Source organism: Kocuria kalidii (genome assembly GCF_044462225.1).
Taxonomy (GTDB): Bacteria; Actinomycetota; Actinomycetes; order Actinomycetales; family Micrococcaceae; genus Kocuria; species Kocuria kalidii.
This window is the reverse complement of record NZ_JBISWJ010000050.1, coordinates 24,970-49,667: the sequence shown is the minus strand read 5'-3', so window position 1 is coordinate 49,667 and position 24,698 is coordinate 24,970. Positions and strand designations below refer to the sequence as shown.

25 protein-coding genes are annotated in these 24,698 nt (G+C 73.9%); 9 read left to right on the top strand and 16 right to left on the bottom strand.

Going from position 1 to position 24,698, the window contains the following annotated elements:
- Positions 1–44: 44 nt before the first annotated feature.
- From ACH9D3_RS07670 to ACH9D3_RS07620, 11 genes are all read right to left on the bottom strand, one after another.
- Positions 45–2,201: a cytochrome c oxidase assembly protein gene (locus ACH9D3_RS07670; protein WP_396410473.1), complete on the bottom strand. Its 2,157-nt coding sequence runs from the start codon at positions 2,199–2,201 to the stop codon at positions 45–47.
- Positions 2,202–2,397: 196 nt separating this feature from the next.
- Positions 2,398–2,958, bottom strand: coding sequence for a copper resistance protein CopC (locus tag ACH9D3_RS07665; protein ID WP_396410472.1), 561 nt, complete (start codon positions 2,956–2,958; stop codon positions 2,398–2,400).
- Between the two features lie 133 nt (positions 2,959–3,091).
- Positions 3,092–3,748, bottom strand: a complete 657-nt coding sequence (locus ACH9D3_RS07660; RefSeq protein WP_396410471.1) for a hypothetical protein — start codon at positions 3,746–3,748, stop codon at positions 3,092–3,094.
- 307 nt (positions 3,749–4,055) lie between these two features.
- The gene (locus ACH9D3_RS07655; protein ID WP_031282576.1) at positions 4,056–4,340 is read right to left on the bottom strand and encodes an HU family DNA-binding protein; all 285 of its coding nucleotides are present in this window, start codon (positions 4,338–4,340) and stop codon (positions 4,056–4,058) included.
- A gap of 73 nt (positions 4,341–4,413) precedes the next feature.
- Positions 4,414–4,719, bottom strand: coding sequence for a 30S ribosomal protein S14 (gene rpsN / locus ACH9D3_RS07650; protein WP_017832641.1), 306 nt, complete (start codon positions 4,717–4,719; stop codon positions 4,414–4,416).
- A 4-nt stretch (positions 4,720–4,723) separates the two neighbouring features.
- A complete protein-coding gene (gene rpmG, locus ACH9D3_RS07645) occupies positions 4,724–4,891 on the bottom strand; it encodes a 50S ribosomal protein L33 (protein ID WP_017832642.1) in 168 nt (55 codons plus the stop codon).
- Position 4,892: 1 nt separating this feature from the next.
- A complete protein-coding gene (gene rpmB, locus ACH9D3_RS07640) occupies positions 4,893–5,129 on the bottom strand; it encodes a 50S ribosomal protein L28 (RefSeq protein ID WP_396398552.1) in 237 nt (78 codons plus the stop codon).
- A gap of 283 nt (positions 5,130–5,412) precedes the next feature.
- Positions 5,413–6,279, bottom strand: a complete 867-nt coding sequence (locus tag ACH9D3_RS07635; protein WP_396410470.1) for a GDSL-type esterase/lipase family protein — start codon at positions 6,277–6,279, stop codon at positions 5,413–5,415.
- Between the two features lie 81 nt (positions 6,280–6,360).
- Positions 6,361–8,571, bottom strand: coding sequence for a 4-alpha-glucanotransferase (gene malQ / locus ACH9D3_RS07630; RefSeq protein WP_396398554.1), 2,211 nt, complete (start codon positions 8,569–8,571; stop codon positions 6,361–6,363).
- Between the two features lie 56 nt (positions 8,572–8,627).
- Positions 8,628–9,674 carry an alcohol dehydrogenase catalytic domain-containing protein gene (locus ACH9D3_RS07625; protein WP_396410469.1) on the bottom strand — a complete coding sequence of 349 codons (1,047 nt, stop codon included), beginning with the start codon at positions 9,672–9,674 and terminating at the stop codon, positions 8,628–8,630.
- Positions 9,675–9,834: 160 nt separating this feature from the next.
- Entirely contained in the window at positions 9,835–10,827 is a 993-nt protein-coding gene (locus tag ACH9D3_RS07620) for an LLM class flavin-dependent oxidoreductase (RefSeq protein ID WP_396398556.1), read from the bottom strand.
- 180 nt (positions 10,828–11,007) lie between these two features.
- Between ACH9D3_RS07620 and ACH9D3_RS07615 the strand changes: the two genes are divergently transcribed.
- Positions 11,008–11,724 carry an HAD-IA family hydrolase gene (locus tag ACH9D3_RS07615; RefSeq protein WP_396410468.1) on the top strand — a complete coding sequence of 239 codons (717 nt, stop codon included), beginning with the start codon at positions 11,008–11,010 and terminating at the stop codon, positions 11,722–11,724.
- A gap of 18 nt (positions 11,725–11,742) precedes the next feature.
- Here the strand turns inward: ACH9D3_RS07615 and ACH9D3_RS07610 are convergent, their stop codons facing one another.
- Together ACH9D3_RS07610 and ACH9D3_RS07605 are read right to left on the bottom strand one after the other, a co-directional pair.
- The gene (locus tag ACH9D3_RS07610; RefSeq protein WP_396398558.1) at positions 11,743–12,588 is read right to left on the bottom strand and encodes an HpcH/HpaI aldolase/citrate lyase family protein; all 846 of its coding nucleotides are present in this window, start codon (positions 12,586–12,588) and stop codon (positions 11,743–11,745) included.
- A 123-nt stretch (positions 12,589–12,711) separates the two neighbouring features.
- Entirely contained in the window at positions 12,712–13,788 is a 1,077-nt protein-coding gene (locus tag ACH9D3_RS07605; protein ID WP_396398559.1) for a glutathione S-transferase family protein, read from the bottom strand.
- 190 nt (positions 13,789–13,978) lie between these two features.
- Between ACH9D3_RS07605 and ACH9D3_RS07600 the strand changes: the two genes are divergently transcribed.
- Together ACH9D3_RS07600 and ACH9D3_RS07595 are read left to right on the top strand one after the other, a co-directional pair.
- Positions 13,979–14,674 carry a hypothetical protein gene (locus ACH9D3_RS07600; protein WP_396410467.1) on the top strand — a complete coding sequence of 232 codons (696 nt, stop codon included), beginning with the start codon at positions 13,979–13,981 and terminating at the stop codon, positions 14,672–14,674.
- Positions 14,675–14,733: 59 nt separating this feature from the next.
- On the top strand, positions 14,734–15,216 hold the full coding sequence (locus tag ACH9D3_RS07595; RefSeq protein ID WP_396410466.1) for a MarR family transcriptional regulator: 483 nt from the start codon (positions 14,734–14,736) through the stop codon (positions 15,214–15,216).
- A gap of 370 nt (positions 15,217–15,586) precedes the next feature.
- Here the strand turns inward: ACH9D3_RS07595 and catC are convergent, their stop codons facing one another.
- Positions 15,587–15,865, bottom strand: coding sequence for a muconolactone Delta-isomerase (gene catC, locus ACH9D3_RS07590; RefSeq protein ID WP_396398562.1), 279 nt, complete (start codon positions 15,863–15,865; stop codon positions 15,587–15,589).
- Positions 15,866–16,106: 241 nt separating this feature from the next.
- Positions 16,107–17,000 carry a LysR substrate-binding domain-containing protein gene (locus ACH9D3_RS07585; RefSeq protein ID WP_396410465.1) on the bottom strand — a complete coding sequence of 298 codons (894 nt, stop codon included), beginning with the start codon at positions 16,998–17,000 and terminating at the stop codon, positions 16,107–16,109.
- Between the two features lie 225 nt (positions 17,001–17,225).
- Here ACH9D3_RS07585 and ACH9D3_RS07580 point away from each other — a divergent pair, with 225 nt between their 5' ends.
- The 6 genes from ACH9D3_RS07580 to ACH9D3_RS07555 all read left to right on the top strand — a co-directional run bounded on the left by ACH9D3_RS07580 (position 17,226) and on the right by ACH9D3_RS07555 (position 23,232).
- Positions 17,226–17,840, top strand: coding sequence for a flavin reductase (locus ACH9D3_RS07580; protein WP_396410464.1), 615 nt, complete (start codon positions 17,226–17,228; stop codon positions 17,838–17,840).
- Between the two features lie 311 nt (positions 17,841–18,151).
- The gene (locus tag ACH9D3_RS07575; protein ID WP_396410463.1) at positions 18,152–19,219 is read left to right on the top strand and encodes a hypothetical protein; all 1,068 of its coding nucleotides are present in this window, start codon (positions 18,152–18,154) and stop codon (positions 19,217–19,219) included.
- A gap of 136 nt (positions 19,220–19,355) precedes the next feature.
- Positions 19,356–20,072, top strand: a complete 717-nt coding sequence (locus ACH9D3_RS07570) for a LuxR C-terminal-related transcriptional regulator (RefSeq protein WP_396398566.1) — start codon at positions 19,356–19,358, stop codon at positions 20,070–20,072.
- A 33-nt stretch (positions 20,073–20,105) separates the two neighbouring features.
- On the top strand, positions 20,106–21,401 hold the full coding sequence (locus tag ACH9D3_RS07565; RefSeq protein ID WP_396398567.1) for a sensor histidine kinase: 1,296 nt from the start codon (positions 20,106–20,108) through the stop codon (positions 21,399–21,401).
- On the top strand, positions 21,398–22,411 hold the full coding sequence (locus tag ACH9D3_RS07560) for a hypothetical protein (protein WP_396398568.1): 1,014 nt from the start codon (positions 21,398–21,400) through the stop codon (positions 22,409–22,411). The genes ACH9D3_RS07565 and ACH9D3_RS07560 overlap by 4 nt, the downstream gene beginning before the upstream one ends.
- A 170-nt stretch (positions 22,412–22,581) precedes the next feature.
- Entirely contained in the window at positions 22,582–23,232 is a 651-nt protein-coding gene (locus tag ACH9D3_RS07555) for a DNA-3-methyladenine glycosylase I (protein ID WP_396410462.1), read from the top strand.
- Here the strand turns inward: ACH9D3_RS07555 and ACH9D3_RS07550 are convergent.
- Positions 23,198–24,424 carry an aminotransferase class I/II-fold pyridoxal phosphate-dependent enzyme gene (locus ACH9D3_RS07550; protein ID WP_396398570.1) on the bottom strand — a complete coding sequence of 409 codons (1,227 nt, stop codon included), beginning with the start codon at positions 24,422–24,424 and terminating at the stop codon, positions 23,198–23,200. The two genes, ACH9D3_RS07555 and ACH9D3_RS07550, sit on opposite strands and share 35 nt — an antisense overlap.
- Positions 24,425–24,698: the final 274 nt, after the last annotated feature.

The window sequence follows — 24,698 nt, the reverse complement described above, 5'->3', positions numbered from 1 at the left end:
GTGGGGGTCCTTCCGGGACGGTGCGTGGGGTGGTGGGGCGGGGCTCAGCGCCGGGCGGCGCGGTCGTCGCGCTCCGCGAGCCCGGCCATCATGTCGTTGTAGGCCTTGAGCTCGGCGTCGTCCGTGCGCTCGGCCCGGCGGTCCGAGCGGCGGTTCTCCCGGGTGCCCTCGATCGCCCACATGATCGCGACGACCACGGCGACGACGACGGTGGGGAACTCGCCGATCCCCCACATCAGGGCCCCGCCGAGCTGCTGGTCCTCGATCGCGCTGGGGCCCCAGTCGCGGCCCGTGTTGCCGAACCACGAGGCCTGCAGCAGCGTGTCGGAGCCCATGAGGGCCACGCCCACGAAGGCGTGGTAGACCATCGTGGCGAGCAGCAGGACGAGCCGCATCATGTGGCCGGGCCGGTACGGGATCGGGTCGGTGCCGATCAGCACGAGCATGAACAGGTACCCGGTGATCAGGAAGTGCACGACCATGAGCACGTGGCCCACGTGGTAGTGCAGCGTGAAGTGGAACAGCGGGGTGAAGTAGAAGACCACGATGGAGCCGGCGAAGTTCACGGCGGCGAAGATCGGGTGGGTCACGACCTTGCTGAACCCGGAGTGCACGAGGCGCAGGATCCACTCCCGGGGCCCGCGGGTGCCGTCCGGGCGGGACTCCAGGGCCTTGAGCAGCAGCGTGACCGGCGCGCCCAGGACCAGGAAGATGGGCACCACCATGGTCAGCACCATGTGCTCGACCATGTGCGCCGAGAACAGCACGCGGCCGTAGACGGCGAACCCGCCCGAGGTGATGTAGAACAGCACCCCGAGCCCGGTGAGCCACGACAGGGTGCGCAGCACGGACCAGGAGTCCCGGCGGCCGCGGACGCGCGCGAACGCCCACAGGTAGACGACGGCGAGGAACACGCAGACCGCGAGCCAGAGCCAGTCGATGCGCCACGTGGTGAACCAGGAGGTCGCCGTGGGCTCGGGCGGCAGCTCGTACCAGGTGAGGATCAGCGCCGGGGAGGCGTCCGGCGCCAGTTCCTCGGGCACCGGCGGGGCCGTCCGGGACAGGGCCACGGCGACGCCCATGACGGCGCCCATCACCAGGAGCTCGCCCAGGACCAGCTGCCACACCGCCCGGCGGGCCGTGAGCCGGCCGGCCTCGAGCGCGGGGACCAGCCATCCGCGGTGGGCCAGGCCCGCGAGGCCGAAGCCCAGCGTCAGACCGGCCTTGACCAGCACGAGCCACCCGTAGCCGCTGAACAGCTGGTCCCAGGAGCCGATGCGCACGGCGGCGTTGACCGTGCCGGAGAGGAGGACGAGGAGGAAGGCCCCGAGAGCGACCGCGGAGAACCGGCGCAGGACCACGGCCGCGAGCGGCACCCGCTGCCGCTCCCCGGACGACGGACGGCCCCGGGCGGCGCCCTCGGGCAGCGTGCCGGTGCCGGCGCCCGGGGCGCTCAGCAGGGGCGAGAGCCAGGCGAGCACCACGAGCCCGCCCGTCCACAGCCCCGCGCCGAGCAGGTGCAGGCCCAGCGAGTTCACGGCGCCCATGTGGTCGTCGCCGCCGGCGGAGTGCCCGTTGAGCGCCATGGCGACGAGGGCCGTGCAGGCCAGCGCCAGGGTCAGCAGCAGGCCGAGCAGCGCCCGCACCCCGAAGACGAGGGTCGTCACGACGGCGGCCACGACGACGATCGCCGTCTGCGCCTGTCCCGTGGGGATGTCCGTGGCGTAGTGCAGCAGCTGCTGGGTGTAGGTCCCGTCACCGCCCACCGGCACGCCGGCGACGTCGGAGTAGGACAGGACGAGCACGGCCACGGCCGCCACGGTCCACACCACGGCCGCGGCCTCGGCGAGGCGCAGCGTCGCGGTGAAGAGCGGGTGCTCCGGGAGCGGGGCACGGTCCCGGGGGCCCCGGCGGTGCCCGCCACGGGCGTTCGGGACGATCCCCACCGCGAACAGCAGGGCGCCCATCACCGCCACCAGCGCCCCGTTGTGCACGAGCTCGGCCGCGGGCAGTCCCCAGCGGACCAGGGCCCCGGGGTCGGCCGCGAGCCGGGCCGCACCGGACCCGGTCCACAGCATGGCCAGGACGAGCGCGCTGAGGGCCACCACGGGCACGGCCGCGAGCAGCCAGGGATCGATCCCCCGGCCGTCCTGCCGCGCGGCGGTCCCGCGGTCGGCGCGCTCTGCCGTCCTCGAACTCATGGTCTCGTCTCCTTACTCCCGCCCGTTGACGACGGTGCGGCCTTCCTCCATTGTCCCCCGCCGCGCGCACCCGTCCGTGCGCGTGTGCCGGATCCCACAGGGACTCCCCGTCCTCGGGGCGCACGCCCCTGCGCACCGGCTGTCGCCGCAGCGCCCCGGTGGGTCCGCCGCGGCAGGACCCGTGCGCGGGGGCGGTTCAGTCCCTGCGGCGCAGCCGCGGCACGAGGGCCACCAGTCCGAGCACGGCGAGGGCGACGGCTCCCCCGGCGACCGCGACGACCCAGAGCGGGACGTTCCCGGTCTCCGCGCGGTCCGCGGCGTCCTGGGCCTGCTCGGCGGGCTCCTCCGCCGGAGCGCTCGCGCCCGGGGTGGGCTCGGCGCCGGAGCCGACGTCGTACGTGAAGGTCCCCTCGATGGGGTGCCCGTCGCTGGAGACGACCCGCCAGACCACGCGGTAGGTCTCGTCCTCCGTCCCGGCCTCGGTCAGGGGCTGGACGATCCGGTTCCCCTCGGGCTCGAGCGGGCCGTCCGTCACGGAGCGGCCCTCCGAGTCGGTGACGCGCACCTGGTGCCCGATGTCCATGACCTCGCCGGAGAACGACAGCTCCACCTCCTCCGGCGCGGTGGTCAGGTCGGAGTCGGGCTCGGGCGACACGGCGGTGAGCTCGTCGTGGGCGGAGGCGGGCAGGGCGGGCCCGAAGGCCAGGGCGCCGGCCACCAGCAGGGCGGCGGTGCGGCGAGTGGTTCGTGGGGGCATGGGGGTCTCCTCGGGAGCCGATCAGGGCGGGGTGGGCCGGGGCCGCCGGACCGGGCCGGTCGGGCGGCGAGCGGGGGCCGTCGGGCGTCCTGCCGCGTCCGGTGTCCCGGAGGGCGCACCGCGACCGGCCGGCTCAGCCGGCCGGCGCCGCGGCGGGTCCCGGGGAGAGGGCCGGGAGCAGGAGGCGACGGACGGCTCGCGGCGGACCGCGGTGGGAGCGCACGGGCCGCAACAGCGACTGGTCGGTGAGCACGTGCGGGCGGCCGGCCCGCACCGCGCACGGCCGTCCCACGACGACGGGCGCCGACAGGACCTGCCAGAGGCGGCGCACCCGCAACCGCAGAGCCTCCAGGAGGACCACGGCCGCGACCTCGCCGTGGCGCATCAGCACGTAGCCGGCCACGGCGGCCAGGAGGTGGGAGACGACCATGGCCGCGCCACCGTGCCCGGCGTGGGGCTGGACCTGCAGCACCAGCGCGGGGCCGGTCCCGGCCGGGACGCCGGACACGCCGTGGTGGGCGGCGTGGACCACGGTGCTGACACCGCCCGAGGCCGCGAACATGCCGTGCAGGACGGCCTGGCTGAGCAGCACGCCCGCCAGCAACGACGCCCGGGAGAGCACCCTCCCGGCCAGGGCCGTGCACAGCGGTCCGGACAGTGCCAGGGACAGGAGCACGAGGAGCAGGGGCGGGAGAGGTCCGCCGGCAACCGCGTGGGAGACCACGGCGGCGGCGGTGGCGGCGGCGGCTCCGGCCCAGCCGCGGGCGAGGCGCCGTGCACGTGGGCTCACGCCTCCACCTCCCGTCGGATCACCGGCCGCTCGGCTCGGCAGTCCCATTATGCGCGGCGCCTCCGACGCCGAGCCACTCCACCGAGCCCATCGCACGGCGCCCATCGCACCGCGCCGCTCCCCCGCTCCCGACCGCGCCGCGCCGGTCCCGCGGTGCGACGTCGTACGGAGCGGCCACGGCGGAGGCAGCCGGCCGGTCGCCGCGCCGAGGTGTGCCGGAGACATCGAAGGGGCGGCCCCGGCGAGGGGGCCGCCCCTTCGGACGAAACCATGGGACGGGGTCCGGTTGCCGGACCCGCGGGTGTCCTTACTTCTTGGACACGGCCGCCTTGAGCTTGGAACCAGCGGTCAGCTTGACGCCGTGGCCGGCCGGGATCTCGATGGTCTCGCCGGTCTGGGGGTTGCGACCCGTGCGAGCGGCACGGTCGGTGCGCTCGACGGCCAGCCAGCCCGGGATGGTGATCTTCTCACCGGCGGAGACGGACTCCTCGAAGACCTGGAACATCGCGTCCAGGACACCGTTGACGGCGGCGTTGGTGGTACCGGCCTTCTCGGCGACCTCTGCGACGAGTTCACTGCGGTTCTTAGCCATGTTCATGTCCTCCTGGACTTGGGGTCGTGGGAAAGCGCGGCACCGGGGACCGATCGCGCTCCTGCGTCAGAAATTACCAGCTGGACTTGGTGATGCCGGGCAGTTCGCCGCGGTGGGCCATGTCGCGGAACCGGACGCGGGAGATGCCGAACTTCTGGAGGGTGCCGCGGGGGCGGCCGTCGATCTGGTCGCGGTTGCGCAGACGGACCGGGGAGGCGTCGCGGGGCAGCTTCTGCAGCCCCAGGCGGGCCTCCTCGCGGGCCTCGTCGGTGGCGTTCTCGTCGACGAGGGTCTTCTTGAGCTCGGCACGCTTCGCGGCGTAGCGCTCGACGACGACCTTGCGCTGCTCGTTCTTGGCGATCTTGGACTTCTTGGCCATGGATTCAGCGCTCCTCGCGGAAATCGACGTGCTTGCGGACGACCGGGTCGTACTTCTTGAGCACCATGCGGTCCGGGTCGTTGCGGCGGTTCTTGCGGGTCACGTAGGTGAAACCGGTGCCGGCGGTGGACTTCAGCTTGATGATGGGACGAACGTCCTTGTCCTTGGCCATGCTAGATCTTCTCCCCACGTGCGAGAATGCCGGTCACGACGGCGTCGATGCCGCGGGCGTCGATGACCTTGATGCCCTTGGCGCTGACGTTGAGCGTCACGCTGCGGCGCAGCGACGGCACCCAGTACCGCTTCTTCTGGATGTTCGGGTCGAACCGGCGCTTGGTACGGCGGTGCGAGTGCGAAATGCTGTGCCCAAAGCCCGGCTGAGCTCCGGTCACCTGGCAGTGCGCTGCCATAGTGTTCTCCTCCAATGTTGACGAAATGACGGCACGCAGTGGGTGCCGCAGATGATCACTCAGCTGCGGCAACGGGCGTCCCGCCACCTTCAGAATTGCCACCGTTCGCCAACCGGGCCCTCTCGTGAGGCCCGCGACCGGAACCGGCCAAGGCCTCGCCACGATGAAGACGGTGAAGATCAAGGTGCCGGAAGGTGGACTCCACCACACGACAGCCTTGAAGTCTAGGCCCGCACGGGCTTCCCCGCAACCTGACGTCAGGCGTGACCAGCTTGGGGTCAGTCTACCGGCTCCCCGGGACCCCGCAAACCCGGCGGGGCGCGGGTCCGGCGGGGACGACCGGGCGCGGGAGCAGCGTGGTGTACCCGGGGTGGCGTGCGGTGACGGTGTCGCCGGAGGAGGTCCCGCGCAGCCGCCGTCCGATCCACGGCAGCAGGTACTCCCGCGCCCAGTACAGGTCCTCCTTGAGCACCCCCGGGCTCCCGGTGACGGGCAGCCGGTCCGTGGACGGCAGCTCCAGGTCGTGCTCCACCCCCAGCAGCTCGAGCATCCGGGCGGCCACGTAGGTGTGCCCGGCGGTGGACATGTGCAGCCGGTCCACCGCCCAGTAGCGCCAGTCCTGCAGGTCGCGCATCCGCCAGTAGTCCAGGACCAGGCACCCGTGCCGGTCGGCGATCTCCCGGACGTGCTCGTTGTAGAGCGCCTGCCGGGGGCGGGTCCAGGACGTGGGGGCGTCCCGGCCGGGGTCGAAGGCCGTGAGGAGCACCACCTGGGCGCCGGAGGATCGCAGCCGGGCCACGGCCTGTTCGTGCACGCCCATGAGGGTGTCCACGTCCACCCGGGGGCGCAGCATGTCGTTGCCGCCCGCGTAGAGGCTCACCAGGGTCGGCTCCAGGGCCAGGCACGCGTCCAGCTGGCCCTCGACGATCCCGCGGAGCAGCCGTCCGCGGACCGCGAGGTTCGCGTAGCGGGTGTCCGGGTGGGCGGCGGTCAGCTGCTCGGCCACGAGGTCGGCCCAGCCGCGGACGCCGTTGGGTCGGGCGGGGTCGGGGTCGCCCACCCCCTCGGTCATGGAGTCGCCGAGCGCGACGTAGCGGATGGGCGGTGCGGGCGGCACGGGGCCGGGGCGGGGCGTCGTCGGCTCCGTCATGCGGTGTCCTCTCGGATCGGGGGGCGGGCGGAAGCGCCCGGGGCGGCTCAGGCCCCGGGGAGGATCAGGGCCGCGAGCGGGTCAGGTCGCCGTGGGGTCGGTCTGCTGGGGCTGCTCCGGCTCCCCCACCGGTCGGAGGCGGGTCCGGTTGCCGAGCGCCTCGTTGACGGCACGCACCAGGGAGTTCGCCCGGGCGTTGTCGGGCAGGTGCTCGAGCAGCACCGGGTTGCCGGCGTCGTCGGCCAGGGGGACGCGCCAGTTGGGGTACTCGTCGCCGGTGCCCGGCTGGTTCTGCAGCCGGCGCTCGCCGACCGCGTCCACCAGGTTGACGTTGTAGAGCAGCGCCGGGGCCTGGGCCAGGTAGCGGTGCAGCGCCTCGATCCGTCCCTGCTCGTCCGTGGACTCCCCCTCGGGGAGGAAACCGTCCGCGGCGACGGCCGCGAAGAAGGTGTCGAGCTGCCGGCGGGCCTCGGCCCGTTCCTCCTCCACGGGGCGGGCCAGCAGGCCGAGCTCCTGGCGCACGTCCACCTGCACGCCCTGCAGGAAGCCCGCGGTGGGCGGGAAGTCGTGCGTGCTGACGGAGGCCATGCTCAGCTCCCGGTACTGCGCCGGCGGGAGGGGCTGGTCCTCGTCCACCTCGAACCACAGGATCGACGTCCCGAGCACGCCGCGCTCGGCGAGGTACTCCCGCACCCACGGCTCGAGGGTGCCGAGGTCCTCCCCGACCACGACCGCGCCGGCGAGCTCCGCCTCGAGGGCCAGGATGCCGACCATCGCCTCGTGGTCGTAGTAGACGTACGCGCCGTCCGAGGCCTCGAGGCCGTCCGGGATCCACCAGAGGCGGAACAGCCCCAGCACGTGGTCCACCCGGATGCCGCCGGCGTGCCGGAAGATCGTGCGCAGCATGTCCCGCCAGGGCAGGTACCCGGCCTCGGCCAGGCGCTCGGGGTGCCACGGGGGCTGGGACCAGTTCTGCCCCTTCTGGTTGTACATGTCCGCGGGGGCGCCCACGCTCACCCCCGAGGCCAGCACGTCCTGCAGGGTCCACGCGTCGGCGCCCTGCTTGTGCACGCCGACGGCGAGGTCGTGGACCACGCCGATGTCCATCCCGGCCAGGTGCGCGGCGCGCTGGGCGGACTCGAGCTGTTCGTCCAGCAGCCACTGCATCCACACGTAGAAGTCGACCCGCCGCGACAGCCGGGTCCGTGCCTCCGCGGCGTACGGGGCGTCGGGGCCCGCCGCGACGTCGTCCCACTCGGGGGCGTCCTCGCCGAGCTCCTCCCGCAGGGCGCACCACAGGCCGAAGTCCTGCAGGCCCTGCCCGCCCTCGGCCACGAACCGTCGCAGCTGCTGCTGGCGGTGCGGGGAGCGGCGGACGGTGAACAGCAGCTCGAGGCTCTTCAGCTTGGCCGCGTACGCCTTGTCCCGGTCGATGGTGCTGGTGTCGAGGTTGTCCTTGCGCTGGATCGCGGCCAGCGTGTTGACGACCTCGAGGTCGGCCGGGCGCAGGTAGGCGTACTCGGGGACCTGGGCGATGCGCAGGTAGAGGGGGTTGAAGAACCGGCGGCTGGTGGGCAGGTACGGCGAGGGCTCCACCGGCGGGGTGGGCTCCGCCGCGTGCAGCGGGTTGATCAGCAGGTAGTCCGCCCCCTGCTCCCCCGAGATCGCGGCGAGGCTCGCCAGGTCCGAGATGTCGCCCACGCCCCACGACCGGCCCGAGGTCACCGAGTAGATCTGCGCCATGTAGCCCCAGCGGTGCCGGCCGTGCAGCCGGTCCGTGGTGGCCAGCTGCCGCGGGGTCACCGCGAGCGGTGCGGTGGCGGACCGTCCGCCGTCGGCCTCGGAGGACTCGGCACGGAGCTCGTACCACCCCACGGCGAGGCTCTCGGGCACCTCGAAGGTGGCCTGCCCGGTGAGGACGCCGTCCACGTCGCGCGGCGAACGCCAGTTGTCGACCTGGGGTGCCGTGGTGCGCGAGCCGTCCTCCGCCACGACGGTCACGCGCACCGGGGCGCCGTGCGGGACGTGCACCGCGAAGCGGGTCCGTCCCCCCTGGACGGCCACGACCACGGGGGGCAGCACCCGCCGCCAGGGCGCCAGCTCCCGCTGGGCGAGGCACGCCTCGACCGCGGCGTCGTCGCGGGCGTCCGCGCCCAGCGCGTCGAGCACGGCGCGCAGCGTCGCCTCCGGGACCTCCCGGTCCCGTCCGTCGAATCCGGAGTAGGTCGTGGAGACCCGGTAGGCCTCGGCGAGCCGGCGCAGCGCGCCGTCGGTGCTGGTGGTGTCGGACATGGACCCCACTCTATCCATCGGCGCGTCCCGGGCCGAAGGGTGCTGACGGTCCGCGGCTACCGCAGGGTGCGCGCGACGTCGATCACGAAGCGGTACCGCACGTCCGAGGCGACCACCCGGTCGTAGGCGGCGTCGACGTCGTCGGCGCCGATCAGCTCGATCTCCGCCTCCACGCCGTGCTCCGCGCAGAAGTCGAGCATCTCCTGGGTCTGCGGGATCCCTCCGACCATCGAGCCCGTGAGCACTCGCTGGCGTGCGGCGAGCGCCATGGCCCGCACGCTGTACGGCTCGGTGGGCAGCCCCACGGAGCACAGCACGCCGTCGACGCGCAGCAGGGAGAGGTACTCCTCGATGGGCAGGTCGGCGGAGACGGTGTTCAGGATCAGGTCGAAGCGGCCCTTGTTGCGCTCGAAGGTCTCGGGGTCCTTCGTGGCGAAGTAGTCGACGGCCCCGAACGCCAGCCCGTCCTCCTGCTTGGACAGGCTCTGGCTCAGGACGGTGACCTCGGCGCCCATGGCGGCGGCGATCTTCACGGCGACGTGCCCGAGCCCGCCCATGCCCAGGACGGCGACCCGCCGGCCGGGCCCCGCGCCCCAGCGCCGGAACGGGGCGTAGGTCGTGATCCCGGCGCACAGCAGCGGCGCGGCCCGCGCCGGGTCCAGGGCCTCGGGGACGCGCAGCACGAAGCGCTCGTCGACGACGACGGAGCCGCTGTAGCCGCCCCTGGTGGGGGTCCCGTCGGCCTGGGGGGTGTTGTAGGTGGCCGTCACCCCCTCGGTGCAGAACTGCTCCTGGCCGTCGGTGCAGTACTCGCACTGCCCGCAGGAGTCGACGAAGCAGCCGACGCCCACCGTGTCGCCGGGGGCGACGCCGGTCACGGCGTCCCCGACGGCGCTGACGCGGCCCACGATCTCGTGCCCCGGGGTGACGGGGAAGTGGGTGCCGCCCCACTCGTCGCGCGCGACGTGGATGTCGGAGTGGCAGATGCCGGCGTAGTCGATCTCGATGGCGACGTCCTGGGGACCGACCGGGCGGCGCTCGATCGTGGTGCGGCGGAAGCCGGAGTCGGAGGAGACGGCCTCGAGGGCGGGGGCGGTGGTCATGCGGTGCTCCTGTCGTGCGGTGGGCGTGGTGCAACGGGTGTCGTGCGGTCGATGGCGGGCGGTGCGAGGGCTCGGGGCATGCCGCGCGGCGGGTGCCGGGCGGTGGCAACGTGGTGAGGGGAACGGCGCCGGGCGTGCGGATGGGGCGGTGCGGGGGCGCTCACCAGGCCCGAGCCACGAGCTCCAGGGAGCGGGCCCGGACCTCCGGGTCGTGAGCATAGCTGTTGAGCATCAGCTCGTCGGCGCGGGTGAGCTCCACGATCTGCTCGAGCTCGGCGACCACCCGCCCGGGCGTGCCGATCGCCGAGACGGCCAGGTGCTCCTGCACCATGCCGGCCTCCGCCGCGGTCAGCTCGACGCGCTCGGCCGGCGGCTGGAGCGGCCGGCGGTCGTTGCGGGCGATCCCGCGCACCAGCAGCTGGTGGGTGGTGAACTGGCGCCGCGCCTCGTCGTCGGTGTCCGCGGCGAGGACGTTCGCGGCGACCAGCACGTGCGGGCGCTCGACCGTGGCGGTCGGGGCGTCGGCGTCGAAGCGCTGCCGGTACAGGGCGAGGGCGTCCATGATCCTGGCGGGGGCGAAGTGGGAGGCGAACGCGTAGGGCAGGCCGAGCCGCGCGGCGACCTCCGCCCCGCCCGTGGAGGAGCCGAGGATCCACAGCGGGACGTGGGTGTCCCGGGCCACGGACGCCCGCACGACCTCCTGCTCCTGGCCGCCGAACAGCCGGACCAACCGGCGCACGTCGGCCTCGAAGGTGTCGTGGCCGGCGTGGCCCCGCCGCAGCTCGAGGGCGGTGCGCATGTCGGTGCCGGGGGCACGGCCCAGGCCCAGCTCCACGCGGCCGGGGTAGAGGTTGGCGAGCGTGCCGAAGGCCTCGGCCACGGTCAGCGGCACGTGGTTCGGCAGCATGATCCCGCCCGAGCCCACGCGGATCCGCTCCGTCGCCGCGAGCGCCTGACCGATGAGCACGGCCGTGGCGGAGGACGCGAACGCCTCGGTGTTGTGGTGCTCGGCGTACCACAGGCGCCGGTAGCCGGAGGCGTCGAGCCGGCGGGCGAGCTCCACCGCCTCCCGGAGGGCGTCCGCGGTGGTCCGGCCCTCCGACAGGGGCACGAGGTCGAGGGCGGACAGCGGGACACGGGACGTGGCGGGCACGGGCAGGCTCTTCTTCCGTCGGGATGGCACGAGCTGGGGTGGCACGGGTCGGGATGTCGCGGGTCGTGATGTCGCGAAGGGGTTCGGTGGCGGCAACACCCCGGGCGGGGGCACTTATTCCGGGCGTTGTCCTGCTCACACCCCTGCGACGGCCCGGCCCGGGTGAGGCACGATGGGACCATGACGTCCTCCCCGACCCCCGCGCCGTCCAGCACCACACCCGTCCACGAGCTGCCCGCGCCCGCGCGCGGCTGGGTCCCGTCCTGCGTGGTGTTCGACTGCGACGGCATCCTCATGGACACGGAGGCCACCTGGGCGCAGGTCCAGCGGCTCGTCTCGGAGCGGCACGGCCTGGAGTACACCGCGGCACAGGAGCGGCGGATGATGGGCTGGTCCGCGGCGGACGTCGCCACGGCGATCGCGGAGGCCGCGCAGGCCGACCGCGCCGCGGTCTACGCCGACGTGCTGCGCACCGAGGAGCGGGCCCTGTGCGGGCAGATCGTGGCCCTGCCGGGGGCGCTGGAGACCGTGCGCACGTTCGCGGAGCGGCTCCCCGTGGCCGTGGCCAGCAACTCCACGAGCACCGTCCTGGGCCTGAAGCTCGAGCAGGCGGGCTTCGCCCCCCACCTCAGCACGTGGGTCTCGTCCGAGGACGTGCCCCGCGCCAAGCCGGCCCCGGACATCTACACCGAGGCCGTGCGGCGGCTGGGCTTCGCCCCGTCCGAGGCGCTGGCCGTGGAGGACTCCGTGGTGGGCGCGACCTCGGCCGTGGCGGCGGGGCTCGTGGTCGTGGCCGTGCCGTCGGTCCCGGACGGGGACCCCGTGCCCGCGCACCACCGCGCCACGGCGCTGACGGCCCCCGCCTTCCGGGAGCTCATGGCCGGCTGGCTGGGCTGAGCCGGCCGGCCCGGTCGTTCAGCGGTTCCAGAGACCGTAGGTCTGGGCCAGGTCCGAGACCTTGCGGGCCCGGGCCAGCCGGGGCAGATAGCTGCCGTCGCCCACGACGTGCCCGGAGTCGTGCTGCGTGATGAGCTCGCGGGCCCAGGTGATCTCCTGCTCGCTCGGGGCGAGGTTGCGGTTGATCCCGTCCGTCTGCTGCGGATCCAGGCACAGCTTGCCCGTCATGCCCATGGACTGCGTCACGGCGCACGCGTCGGCGAGCTCCTCGTCCGCGGCCCCCACGGACGGCCCGTCGATCGGGCCCGGCAGCTCGCCCACGCGGGAGGCCACCACGAGGCTCGAGCGCGCGAACGCCAGCGCCATGGGGTCGGCGCTGACGCCGGTGTCCCGCCGGAAGTCCCCGACCCCGAAGGCGAGCCGGAACACCCCCGGGGCACGGGCGATGTCGTTGGCGTTCATGATCCCCACCGCCGACTCGATGAGCGCCACGACCGGGGTGCCGGCGGGCGCCATCATGGCCGTCTTGGTGATGTGGTCGGGGTGCTCCGTCTTGGCGAGCATGATCCCGCGCAGGTGGCCCACGCGGCTCAGGGCGGCGAGGTCCTGCTCCCAGTAGGGGGTGGTGATGTCGTTGATCCGCACCCACGCGCTGGCGCCGGCCTCGAAGGCCTCGACGACGTTGCGCCGCGCCTGTTCCTTGCCCTCGGCGGGGATCGCGTCCTCGATGTCGAACACGACGGAGTCGGCCTCGGACGCGAGCGCCGGCGGGAAGACGGAGGGGTCGGCGGCCGAGGTGAGCAGCCACGAGCGGGACAGCCGTGCGGGCAGCGCGGCGGCGCGCTGGTTGCGGTAGGGGGCCACGGGAGGGGTCCTTTCCGGGAGAGACGGATGGAGTCGGAGGGCCCCGGAGGTGCACGCGCTCGCGGGCGGGCCTGGGCCGCAGGAGCTGTCCAGTCTAGGCCCGGCGCCGTCCCGCGGGAACGCTCAGACGGTCAGGGGCGTGTGACGTCGGTCAACCCGCTCCTCGGGGCGGACCGGCCCCGGGGCGCTCCCCCGGCCGAACGGGGAGCCGCCGAGGGCCTCCCGGCCGTGCGCGGAGACCCAGTTGCGCAGGTCGGGGCCCACCGGCACGATCCCGGACGGGTTGATGTCCTCGTGGACCACGAAGTAGTGCAGCTTGATCTGCTCGAAGTCCACGGTGTCGCCGAAGCCGGGCGTCTGGAAGAGGTCCCGGACGTAGCCCCACAGGTGCGGCATCTCGGTGAGCTTGTTGCGCGAGCACTTGAAGTGGGAGTGGTAGACCGGGTCGAAGCGCACCAGGGTGGTGAACAGTCGCACGTCCGCCTCGGTGATGTGCTCGCCCATGAGGTAGCGGCGGGTCGAGAGCCGGTCCTCGAGCCAGTCCATGGCGACCCACAGCCGCTCGTAGGCCTCCTCGTAGGCCTGCTGGGAGCCGGCGAAGCCGCACCGGTAGACCCCGTTGTTGACCTCCGTGTAGACGCGCTGCATGACCTCCCGCATCTCGTCCTCGAGCTCCGCCGGCCACAGGTCGGGGGCGCCCTCGCGGTGGTGCGCGGTCCACTCCTTGGCGAGGTCCTCCGTGATCTGCGGGAAGTCGTTCGTCACCACCTTGCCGCTCGCGACCTCCACGACCGCGGGAACGGTGATGCCCCGCGGGTAGTCCGGGTAGCGGGCGAAGTACGCCTCCTGGAGCCGCTCGATGCCCAGCACCGGGTCCCTGCCGTCCGGGTCGAGGTCGAAGGTCCACGACCGGGCGTCGTGCACGGGACCCGGCAGACCCACCGGCAGCGCGTCCTCGAGCCCCAGGAGCCGCCGCACGATGAGCGTGCGGTTGGCCCAGGGACAGGCCCGCGCGGCGACGAGCCGGTAGCGACCGGTCTCGACGGGCCAGGCCTGCGCCCCCTCGGGCACGGCGGCGCGGGCCGGATCGCGGACGATCCGGTCCTCGATGTAGGAGGTGTCCCGGGTGAACTCCTCACCGGCGTGCACGTAGGCACCGGCGGTGCTGTGCTCGGACTGCTGGGCGCTGCGCTGCGACATGTGGCTCCTCGGGAGTGCTGCTGGACGGCGCGCCGCCGGGCGGGACGACGGTCGGCGGCGGGACGGCTGCACCTCCCGCCGGTCTGCTTTGATGATATGTCAATCTCAGCCGGGGCACCAGGGGAGGTTCCGTCGGGGGCGAGGTCTACAGTAGAGGCGTCCAGCACCCTTCCACCACGGAACGCCGCTCATGAGCACCCACGGCAACGACCCCGAGTACGGACAGCGCCTGCCCCTGCCGCACGTCCCGCCCCGAGCCGCGCCGGCACCCCCGGTCTCCCCGCGGGCCGCCCGGCGGATGGCACGCGGACTCTCCTTCACGCTCGTCCTGCTGGGGCTGCTGCTGGGCGGCGGACTGGCCGCCCTGGGCCGACCGTGGGGCTGGGCCCTGGGGGCGGCGCTCGCCCTGCCGGGCCTCGTGGGGTTCGTCGGCGTCCAGGCCCAGCTGCACCCCGCCCTGCGCGACGCCTCGGTGCCTCCGCTGCGGAGCCGCTCGAGACTGTGGCTCATCCCCACGGGCCTGTTGCTGCTCGGCACGATCCCCCTCGCCGGGGTGTTCGCGGTCCAGCCCCTGCTGGCGGGCACTGCACGCGCCGACCTGATCGGGGAGTACGTCAGCGTCCTGGTCGTCTCGGGCATGACCCTGGTGGTCGCCTCGGGGCTGGGGTTCGGCCTCGTGGCGATGACGTCCTTCACCCCGCTGGACGACGACGACTCCCCCCTGCGCCCCACCGGCTACGCGGAACGGCTCCGGACAGCCAGGGGCGGCTCCGGCGACCACTACGACTCCGAGTGGATCCACCGCCGTCCGCCGACGCGCTACGGCACCGGCACCGAGGACCCCGGGCCCCGGGGATCGCCGGCGGGTGACGTGCCGCAGGATTGACATTTGTTGACATGTCAAGACAAACTGGGGCACCTACCGCACCACGAGAGGACCGCCGCATGAGCCATCCGGAGACCGACGAGGTCAACTGGCTGTCGGACGAGGAGCAGCGCGTCTGGCGCAGCTTCCTGGCCCTGAGCCGCGGCATGCAGACCGCCATGGACCGGCAGCTGTCCCGGGACAGCGCGCTGTCCGGCTCCGAGTACGAGGTCCTCGTCCAGCTGTCGGAGAGCAGCACCGGCGTGGTCCGCTCCCGGGATCTCCTCCACCAGCTCGGCTGGGAGCGCAGCCGACTGTCCCACCTGCTCTCCCGCATGGCCAGGCGCGGCCTGCTCGAGCGGCTGCCGTGCGACAGCGACGCGCGCGGTCTCGACGTGCGGATCACCCCGGAAGGTCGCCGTGCCATCGAGGCGGCCGCCCCCGGCCACCTCCAGGTGGTGCGGGCGGCCCTCATCGACCACCTGACACGGGAGGAGATGGACGCGATGCTCTCCGTCTCCGGCAAGGTCGTCCCGCGGCTCGAGGCCATGGGGCTGGACTGACGGCCGACCGCTGATCCGCCCCCGCCGGAGCGGTGGCGGCACCCGGACATGCGACAGACCCTGCCGCATGGGGGGATCGGCAGGGCCTGTCAGGCGTCCCGATCGGGGGAATGGGACACCAGCCGTCGGCAGGAACCATCCGGAGGCAGATGGGGGGATCGCATCCGGGCCATCGCCGACGACAAATTCACTTTAGACCCAGTGATCTGCATGAGCAAGCCGCCGTGCGCTTTTTGTCACCGAAGCTCCGGGCGGGACTGCGGGGCCTCCTCCGCGGCGGGCTCGCCGCACGTCCGGACGACCGCGCGGCGGCGGCCGGGTCGTCGTCGGCCGCCGTCCCGCGAGAGCGGGGGCGCGCAGCCTTCCCGTCCTACTTCACGTCCGAGGGGTGCTTGGCGAGCGGCACCACGGTGATGTCCATGTAGGGGAACAGCGGCAGGTTCTGCAGGATGTCGTGCAGCTCGTCGTGGGACTCGACGTCGAAGAGCGAGTAGTTGGCGTACTCTCCCACGACGCGCCAGATCTCCGGCCACTTCCCGGAGCGCTGCAGCTCCTGGGAGTAGGCCTTCTCGGTGGCCTTGATCTCCGCGGCCTCCGCGGCGGGCATGTCGACGGGCAGGTCGACGTCCATGTGGACCAGGTACTTCACGGTGCGTCCTTCTGTTGCAGTGGATGGTGCTCGGGGCAGGGGTCAGCGGTCGCTGCGGCACCTCCGCAGCTTCTGCTCGCCCACGGCGGTGCCCGTGCCGGACGCCTCCGGAGCACGGACCCGTCCGCCGAGGCGACGTGCGGGGGGCGGACGCAGGGGACCGACCAGCGGACGGTCTGGGTCTCCGCGGTTCTCATGAGCGGGTGGGGCCTCTCGTGGGCGGTACGGCGGGACGACCCTGCTACCGGACGGCCCCGGGCCCGGCCTGGGCGTCGACGACGAGGTCGACGAAGTTGTGCAGCAGCGCGGACCGGTCGTCGCGCCGCCAGGCGACGGCGAGCTCGATCTGCGGGGAGTGCTCGACGTCGCGGTAGACGACGCCCTCGAGCTGGAAGGCGCGGACACCGGCCGGCACCACGGCCACCCCGCCGCCGGCGGCCACGAAGGACAGCAGGGTGGCCGTGGTGCCGGCGATCCGGGCGACGCGGGGCTGGAAGCCGGCCTGGCGGCAGAGGTCCGCGGCGGTCCGGAAGAGCACGGACTCGGGCGGGTAGGTGACGAACTCCTGGTCCTGCAGCTCGTGCACGGCCACGGGCAGGTCCACCGCGAGAGGACTGCAGGACGGCAGCGCCACCACCAGGGGCTCCCGCGCGACGACCCGGTGGTCGATGTCCGGGGAGGCCACGGGCGGGCGCAGCAGAGCGGCGTCGAGGGCGTGGCCCCGGAGCCCCTTCTCCATGGCGGGGGTCAGCATCTCGCCGTGCAGCTCCAGGGACAGCCCCGGCATGGTCTCCTTCGCCCGCCGGACCACGCCCGGCATCACCCCGTAGGTGGCCGAGCCGGAGAACCCGACCCGCAGCACGCCCGTGCTGCCCTGGCCCACCTGGTAGACGGCGGCCTCGAGGTCCTCGATCTCGTCGATGATGCGCCGACCGCGGTCCAGGAGCACCTGGCCCGCCGCGGTGAGGTCCACCCGCCGCGTGGTCCGGTCCAGCAGGCGCACCCCGAGCTGCTCCTCGAACTGGCGGATCTGCTGGGACAGCGGCGGCTGGGCCATGTGCAGGCGCTTGGCGGCGCGGCCGAAGTGGCGCTCCTCGGCCACGGCGATGAAGTAGTTGAGCTGCCGGATCTCCATCGTGGACGGCCGTCCTTCCGCTCGCTCCCCGGGTCGTCGTCGACCACCGGTCGATCAATTGATCCACAGAGTACCGTGGGAAATACCTATTAGGACATGTGACCGACGTAATACGGTGGCGTGACGACAGGGCAGCGAGCCGCCGGGCCCGGGGCGGCGGTGCCGTGGCGCGGTGCTGGGGACGCGTGCCCGCAGGCAGGTGCCGCGAAGTGGTGCAATGGGGCCATGCGCACCGACATCCCCGCCGACCGGCACGGCTCCTTCGCCCGGGCGGTCAAGTCCCTGGTGGTCCCCCGCCCGATCGCGTGGGTCAGCTCCCGCTCGGCCGCGGGGATCGACAACCTGGCCCCGCACTCGTTCTTCACGGTGGCCTCGAGCACTCCGACCATCGTCCAGTTCGTCTCGGTCGGGGAGAAGGACAGTCTCCGCAACATCCGGCAGACCCGGGAGTTCGTGGTCAACTTCGCGCCCGCGGGACTGTTCGAGCAGATCAACGCGACCGGCACCGACTACCCTGCCGAGATCAGCGAGTTCGACGCCGTCGGTCTGACGCGCGAGCCCTCGCTCACCGTGTCCGTCCCCCGGGTGGCCGAGTCCCCGGCCGCCCTCGAGTGCCGGCTGCACGGGGATCCCCTGGCCATCGGGGACAGCTTCCTGGTGTTCGGCGCCGTCACCCACGTGGTGGTGGACGAGCAGGCCGTGGACGAGCGGGGACCCGTGGTCCGGGCCCTGCGCCCGATCGCGCGGCTCGGGCGCGACGAGTGGGGCGAGCTGGGGCGGATCCGCTCGATCCGGAGGGCCCCCTACCGGGACGTCGAACCGGAGGCGGACCTGCCCTGATCGCCCGCGCACAGATCCGCACCCCGTCCGCCGCGAAGCGTCCTCGACCCCGGTGGCGCCGGAGGTCGTCGCCCCAGAGAGGTCCGGGAGCGGTCCGCGCGCCGTGACGGGCGGCCGACCGCTCGAGCACGGGCACGAGGGCGGCCTCCGGCCGGTCCGGGCCCGTGGGGACCCCGGGGTTGCGGCCGGCGGTCCGGGGCAGGGCGCGCAGGAGGCCGCGCACGGGCCCTGCAGGCACGGCCCCGACACCACCCGCCGGTCGGGACCACCCACCGGGCCCGGCCCGGGGACCGGCCGTAGACTCCGATGCCATGACACCCTCCTCGACACCCGGCTCGCCCTCCCCCGACGACCCGCTGCCCTGGTCGGACACCGGTCCGCACGACGACCCGGACGCCACCCGTCCGATCCCGCCCGTCGGCCGGTTCGCCGGCCCGGCCGACGGCGCCGGTCCGCGCCGTGCGTCCGGCGCGGAGGGCGGTGCCGGGGACCGCGGCGCCGCCGGCGACCCGGCCGGGAGCAGCGCGGTCGGCAGCGGCGGCGCCGAGGACTGGTCCTGGTACGACGACGAGGACGACCAGCACACCAGGCCGCTGCCGTCGGTGACCGCCCAGCGCCCGGTGCACGAGCCGACGGAACCGCGCACCGAGCCGACCCCCGCGGTCGTCGCCGCCGGCCCGGCCGCCGACGCCGGCCGCGGTCCCGGCACCGCCGATCGGGGCGGCCCCGGCGACGGATACGGTCCTGGCCCCGGCGCCGGATACGGTCCCGGCCCCGGAGGGGAGTACGTTGCCGGGCCCGGGTCGCAGGCCGACCCCGCGGCCCGTCTGGCCCGCCAGCGCGAGGAGTTCGGGGGCCTGCAGCTGGTGCCCGGATTCTTCGGCTGGCTCAGCGCCATGGCCCTGACCTGGCTGCTGCTGGCCCTGGCGGGTCTCGTCGCGGCGGCACTGGGGCTCCGGCTCGTCGACGGGGTCGGCGGCGTCGTCGACGATCTGGGCTCCGGCTCCGCGACGGCCTGGACGGCGGCCGCGGCGCTCGGTCTGATCGAGTTCCTCTCCTTCCTGGGCGGCGGCTACGCCGCCGGTCGGATGGCCCGCTTCTCCGGTGCCCGGCAGGGCGTGTCCGTGTGGCTGTGGTCGCTGTTCGGCCGTTCCGTGGCCACCGTCGCCGGCCTGCTGTGGGCGGACACCGTCGGCCTGGCGCCCGTGGGCGTCTCGGTCCAGGCGCTGATCGGGGACCTGCTGGTGCCGGGCCTGCTCGCGGTCGCGGCGGTCCTCGTCGTCGACCTGCTCGGGGCGGTGCTCGGCGGGCTCTGGGGCGTGCGCTACCACCGCAGGGTCGATCGCTGGGGGGACAGCTGGGGCGACGCGACGCGGTAACGTTGCGCCGCGGCGCCGTGTCGAATTCGCATCCCACCACAAGAAGGGGGACAATCGGAGCACCTCGGTGAGATCCGTCACCCCCACGCGGAAATCTGCGGACCGGCCCACCGAGCAGCATCCGGAGGAAACACCCATGCCGTCCACCCTTGTCGCCGTCGTCGATGACCACGAGGTCGTCCGGGAGGGCGTCCGCCTCGTCTCCATGACCTCGCAGGCGGACGTGAAGCTCGTCGGAGCCGCCTCCAGCGTCCCCGCCCTCCTCGACCAGCTGGGCCGGGACCCCGAGAACCCCGCCCTCACGGCCCAGGGCGCCAAGCGGATCGAGTGCGAGGTCGTGCTCCTGGACCTGTCCCTCGACGACATGTCCCGTCCCGCGCCCAACGTGGAGCTGCTGCGCGCCGCGGGCATGAAGGTGCTCATCTTCAGCATCGGCGAGAACGCCGCCCTGATCCGCGAGGCGCTGCGCGCCGGGGCGCTGGGCCTCGTGCGCAAGTCGGATCCGCTCGAGACCGCGATCGAGGAGGCCCGCAACATCGCCGAGGGCAAGCCGGTGATCACCAAGGAGCTCGCGGCCGCGATCGACGGCGACGTCGAGTTCTCCCGGGCCAGTCTCTCCCCGCGCGAGCAGGAGACCCTGCGGCTCTACGCCTCCGGCTTCGCGCAGGTCCAGGTGGCACGCCGCATGGGCATCAAGCAGAGCGCGGTCAAGACCAACATCGACCGGATCCGCGAGAAGTACGCCCGCGTCGGACGCCCGGCGCCCACCAAGATCGACCTGCGCATCCGGGCGATCGAGGACGGTCTCGTGGAGCCCACTGCGGACATCACCACGGCGGAGAAGCATCTGTGATCCGCCCCTCGCCCCGGTGACGGCCAGCCCTCCGTGAGCCACGACGCGCCCCGGTCCCCGCTGGCCTACCGGAAGGTCCCCGCCCGGCGGCGGCGCAGCAGTCTCCTGGTGCCCACCTCGCCGCAGGAACTGGGGATGAACTCCTACCGGATCCACCTGCTCGCGAACATCTGCCACGGGCTGGTCGCCGTCGCACTGTTCCTCGAGGCCCTGACCGTCCTCGAGGACCAGCTGTCCGCCTTCGAGCGCTGGCACCTCGTGTTCCTGGTGGCGCTGCTGCTCAACGGCTGCATGCTGCTCTTCCAGGGCGTCGGGCGGAAGGTGCGGATGTGGCCGGTGGTCGCGGCCCCGGTGCTCGTGGCGCTCGCCGTCCTGACGCTCCCGCTGGCCTGGACGGGATCCTCCCCGCCGCAGGACCCGTGGATCGAGCCCTTCATCCTGCTCGCGACCGCCGCGACCGTGGTCGTGTGGAGCATCGAGCTCGCCGTGGCCTACCTGGCGTCCGTCACCGTCTTCTACGTCCTAGTCATGGTGCGCACCGCGGCGGCGCCGGACGTGATGGACGTGCTGTTCGACGCCACGAGCCGGATCGCCTTCGGCGTGGTCCTGGTGGTGCTGATCAGTCTCGTCTACCGGGGCGGGCAGAACGCCGACCGGGTCTACGCGGCCGCGATCGCGCAGGAGCTGCAGCTGAACCGCTCGCGCTCCCAGGCGGAGGAGCAGGAGCGGCTGGACCGCCTGATCCACGACAACGTCATGGCCGCCCTCCTCGACGCGGGACGGGCCCCGGGCCCGGTCCAGCGGCGCACCCGGGAACTGGCGCAGCGCGCCCTCGACGTCCTCGCCGTCGAGGAGCGCCGGGCCGAGGGCAAGGGCACCACGATGGTGCACACCCTGCTGGACGACCTGCTCGAGTCGCTGTCCCCGTGGCGCAGCCGCGTGCGCTTCAACAGCATCACGCCCTACATCAGGCCCCCCGGCGAGCCGCGTCCCCTGCTGCCCGCGGAGACCGCGCAGGCGCTGGTGCAGGCGGTCACCGAGGCGGTCTCCAACAGCGCGCGGCACGCGGACACCGGGATCACGTTCGTGACCATGGACGGCGGCGTGTGCCCGCCCACCCGCATCAACCCGGAGGGCTTCTTCCTGCGCTTCGAGGTGGTGGACCGGGGCCGCGGCTTCCAGGTCCGGAACATCGACTCCCGGCGGCTCGGGGTGCGCGTGTCCATCCTGGGCAACGTGCGCCACGTGGGCGGGGCCGTGGACGTCGACAGTGCACCGGGGCGCGGCACCCGCGTCACGATCCTGTGGCCCCGGGACGCCCAGCCGTGATCTCCCGCGCGTTCTTCCACCCGCTGAGCCTGGTGGCCGGGGCGGTCTTCTTCCTGATCCCCGTGGTGCTCGGCATCCTGCAGACGCGCAGCATGGACAAGCCGGACCTGATGCAGGCCGCGCTCGTGACCTACGTGGTGGCCGTGGCCCTGGTCGTCTACCCGTACGGGCAGCGCCGGCTGCCCGATCTGCCGGCCGCCCTGGGCGTGCTCCTGATGCTGGTGTCCATCCAGCGCTCCTACGACGCGCTGGACCCCCAGGCGGACCTGTTCGGCGGCCAGTGGTTCACCCTGGGCTTCGACGGCTTCATCGTGGCCCTGGGCATCCGGCGCCGGGCCGGCTGGGGATGGGCCACGCTGGTCATCGCGGTGGCCGTCTCCATGACGTGGGGCGCCCGCTCCGCCCTGGGGCTGTGGGACGCGGCGCTGACCAACGCCGCGGCGGCGGCCCTGCTGCTGGCGAGCCAGCTCATCGCCCGCGAGTACGACCGGGCCTCCGCGGCGTTCGCCGAGGCCCGGGACATGGTGATCTCCGCGCGCTCCCACGACGAGGCCGAGCAGGACACCGTCAACGCCTCCGTCCAGCGCGTGCACGAGGTGCGCCGTCTCGCGGGCGGGCTGCTCGAGCGGATCGCGCACGACCACTCCCCGGTCTCCGACTACGAGATCGAGCAGTTCCGGCTCACCGAGGCGCAGCTGCGGGACTCCATCCGGGGCCGCTCGGTCGCCACCCCGTACCTGCTCGAGGTCACGCGCGCGGCACGCGCGCGCGGTGTGCTCGTGGACATCCTGGACGAGCGGGGCAAGCCGCTGCCCACGGCCGTGCTGCGCGCCGCCACCCGCCAGTCCATGGAGGTGCTCAACGCCGCGACCTCGGGCTCGGTCACGATCCGCGCCTTCCCGGAGGGCGACCCCACCGCCGTGTTCATCGTCCACGACGGCAACGAGGGGGACGACGAGCCCGTGGCCATCGAGATCGCCGACGGCACCGGTGAGGTCTCCCGCTTCTGACCGGCCGCACCGGGGGCGCACCGGGCGCCCGCAGCGCGTGCCGCCGCCCGGTGCCGTGCGCGGGCACCCGTCCTGCACCCCGGTGCCGGCGGTCCCGCTCCTGCGCGGGATCGTCCACAGGCGCTCGCGCGCGCCCCGGTCCGCTCCCCCGCCGCCCCTACCGTGGCCCCATGGACGCCACCGCAGCCGGGCCCGGCCCGCACCCCGCCGACGACCACCGCCCCGGCGACGCCTTCCGCGCCGTGCTCTGCGGGGACGGCCTGCGCCGCTGCCCCTGGGCGCCCACGGGCCCGGCGACCCTCGAGGAGCACGACCGGCGCTGGGGCTCGCCGCCCGAGGACGCCGCGGGCTGGTTCGAGGCCCTGAGCCTCGAGGTCTTCCAGGCGGGACTGGCGCGGTGGAGCATCGCCCAGCGCCGGGAGGGCCTGCGCCGGGCGTTCCGGGAGTTCCTCCCCGCGGAGATCGCCCGGATGACGGCGGACGACGTCGACGAGCTACTCCTGGATCCCGCGGTGATCCGCAACCGCGTCAAGATCGAGGCCGTGGTGCGCAACGCCCGTGCGAGCCGCGGGCTCGGAGCCGGTGACTGGGCGGAGCTCGTCGGCGACCTCCGGCCGGCCCGGGCCCGGCCGCCGCTGACCGTGCTGGAGCAGTCCGGCCACTCCCCCGGAGGGGACCTCCTGGCCGCCCGGCTCCGGGAGCGGGGACTCGTGTTCGTGGGGCGCACCACGGCGCACCGGTTCCTGCTCCGGACCGGGGTGCTCCCCGGGCACCTGGCGGAGTGCTTCAGGACCGGGACTGGAACCGCAGGATCCGGGTGACGGCCTCCTCGACCCGCTCGGGCCCCGCGGCGAAGGACAGCCGGACCGTGCGGTGGCCGCGCGCGGCGTCGAAGTCCAGGCCCGGCACGACCGCGACCGCCTCCGCCTCGAGCAGCCGCCGGCACCACTCCAGGGAGCTGCCGTGCCGCTCGAGCTGCTCCCCGAGGTCCGCGTAGAGGTAGAACGCCCCGTCGGCCGGGGCGGCCTCCCCCCACCGCAGCGCGGGGAGCGCGTCCAGGAGCAGGCTCCGGGAGCGCGCGAACTCCTCGACCGCCCGGTCCGCCTCGGCGTAGGCGTCCGGCGTGAACGCCTCCACGGCGGCGTGCTGGGCGGCGGCGGGCGGGCAGAGGCTGAGGTTGCCGGCCAGCGCGTCGACCGCGGCCGCGAGGTCCCGGGGCAGCAGGGCCCAGCCCAGCCGCCACCCGGTCATCCCCCAGTACTTGGAGAAGGAGGAGATCACCACGGCGTCGCGGTCGTGCTCCCACGCGCTGGCGCCCCGGTACCGGCCGCCGCCGCGGCGGTCGAGCTGCGGGACCGTGTGCACGATCCCGTGGTAGATCTCGTCGCTGATCAGGCGCGTCCCGTGCTCGGTGCACCACCCGGCCAGCGCCGCCAGCTCCGCGGGCTCCAGCACGGTGCCGGTCGGGTTCGCGGGGCCCGCCACCACCAGGCCCCGCAGCGGGCCGTGCGCGGCGACCGCGGCGTCGAGCATCCGGGGCGTGGGCCGGAAGCGGGTCGCCGCCCCGCAGTCGAGCTCCACCACGTCGGCGCCCAGCGCGGCCAGGGTGTTGCGGTAGGCCGGGTAGCCCGGCCGGCACACGGCCACCCGGTCCCCCGCGTCGAACGCCGCCAGGAAGGTCAGCACGAGCGCCCCGGAGGCCCCCGTGGTGATCGCGACGTCCTCGGGCCCGACGTCGAGGCCGTACCACCGGGCGTAGTGCCCCGCCACGGCCCGGCGCAGCGGCTCGATCCCGAGGGCGGGGGTGTAGCCCAGTCCCTCGTTGCGCTCGTGCACCCGGGCGGCCGCCCGGGCCACGACGCCCGGGGCCCCGCCGGAGGGCTCCCCCGCGCAGAGGGAGACGACGTCCCGGCCGGCGGCCCGCAGGCGCTCGACGTCGGCGAGGATCTCCATCACCCGGAACGGCGGGACCGCCGAACGGGCGGAGGGGCGGGGCGGCAGGTGCGGAGGCATGCGCCCAGCCTACGACCGCCGTCGCGGAGGTGACCGAGGTCACGTGCCGTCATGCCCACTTCGGGGGACAGACTTTTGTCCAGGCACCCGCAATACTGGTCCCAGTCCTGGACGTCAGGAGGCCGCACTGAGGCGGCGCTCCGGACGTGGGGGGACAGGTCCCCGGCGGCGACGCCGGAGACCGACGGGCAGGTTGCCACCGCGGCCGGCGTCGCACGAGTGATCCATCGTGAATGAGATGTGTGATTGTGTCTGGGGGGATTTCAATCACGGG

What these genes read in the sequence shown, in the direction of transcription:
- ACH9D3_RS07575 (WP_396410463.1), top strand. Translation starts at nt 18,152, where the DNA reads ATGACACCCTCCTCGACACCCGGCTCGCCCTCCCCCGACGACCCGCTG.
- ACH9D3_RS07580 (WP_396410464.1), top strand. Translation starts at nt 17,226, where the DNA reads ATGCGCACCGACATCCCCGCCGACCGGCACGGCTCCTTCGCCCGGGCG.
- ACH9D3_RS07570 (WP_396398566.1), top strand. Translation starts at nt 19,356, where the DNA reads ATGCCGTCCACCCTTGTCGCCGTCGTCGATGACCACGAGGTCGTCCGG.
- ACH9D3_RS07670 (WP_396410473.1), bottom strand. Translation starts at nt 2,201, where the DNA reads ATGAGTTCGAGGACGGCAGAGCGCGCCGACCGCGGGACCGCCGCGCGG.
- ACH9D3_RS07635 (WP_396410470.1), bottom strand. Translation starts at nt 6,279, where the DNA reads ATGACGGAGCCGACGACGCCCCGCCCCGGCCCCGTGCCGCCCGCACCG.
- ACH9D3_RS07615 (WP_396410468.1), top strand. Translation starts at nt 11,008, where the DNA reads ATGACGTCCTCCCCGACCCCCGCGCCGTCCAGCACCACACCCGTCCAC.
- ACH9D3_RS07550 (WP_396398570.1), bottom strand. Translation starts at nt 24,424, where the DNA reads ATGCCTCCGCACCTGCCGCCCCGCCCCTCCGCCCGTTCGGCGGTCCCG.
- ACH9D3_RS07595 (WP_396410466.1), top strand. Translation starts at nt 14,734, where the DNA reads ATGAGCCATCCGGAGACCGACGAGGTCAACTGGCTGTCGGACGAGGAG.
- ACH9D3_RS07600 (WP_396410467.1), top strand. Translation starts at nt 13,979, where the DNA reads ATGAGCACCCACGGCAACGACCCCGAGTACGGACAGCGCCTGCCCCTG.
- ACH9D3_RS07585 (WP_396410465.1), bottom strand. Translation starts at nt 17,000, where the DNA reads ATGGAGATCCGGCAGCTCAACTACTTCATCGCCGTGGCCGAGGAGCGC.
- ACH9D3_RS07555 (WP_396410462.1), top strand. Translation starts at nt 22,582, where the DNA reads ATGGACGCCACCGCAGCCGGGCCCGGCCCGCACCCCGCCGACGACCAC.
- rpsN (WP_017832641.1), bottom strand. Translation starts at nt 4,719, where the DNA reads ATGGCCAAGAAGTCCAAGATCGCCAAGAACGAGCAGCGCAAGGTCGTC.
- rpmG (WP_017832642.1), bottom strand. Translation starts at nt 4,891, where the DNA reads ATGGCCAAGGACAAGGACGTTCGTCCCATCATCAAGCTGAAGTCCACC.
- malQ (WP_396398554.1), bottom strand. Translation starts at nt 8,571, where the DNA reads ATGTCCGACACCACCAGCACCGACGGCGCGCTGCGCCGGCTCGCCGAG.
- ACH9D3_RS07665 (WP_396410472.1), bottom strand. Translation starts at nt 2,958, where the DNA reads ATGCCCCCACGAACCACTCGCCGCACCGCCGCCCTGCTGGTGGCCGGC.
- ACH9D3_RS07655 (WP_031282576.1), bottom strand. Translation starts at nt 4,340, where the DNA reads ATGGCTAAGAACCGCAGTGAACTCGTCGCAGAGGTCGCCGAGAAGGCC.
- ACH9D3_RS07605 (WP_396398559.1), bottom strand. Translation starts at nt 13,788, where the DNA reads ATGTCGCAGCGCAGCGCCCAGCAGTCCGAGCACAGCACCGCCGGTGCC.
- ACH9D3_RS07625 (WP_396410469.1), bottom strand. Translation starts at nt 9,674, where the DNA reads ATGACCACCGCCCCCGCCCTCGAGGCCGTCTCCTCCGACTCCGGCTTC.
- rpmB (WP_396398552.1), bottom strand. Translation starts at nt 5,129, where the DNA reads ATGGCAGCGCACTGCCAGGTGACCGGAGCTCAGCCGGGCTTTGGGCAC.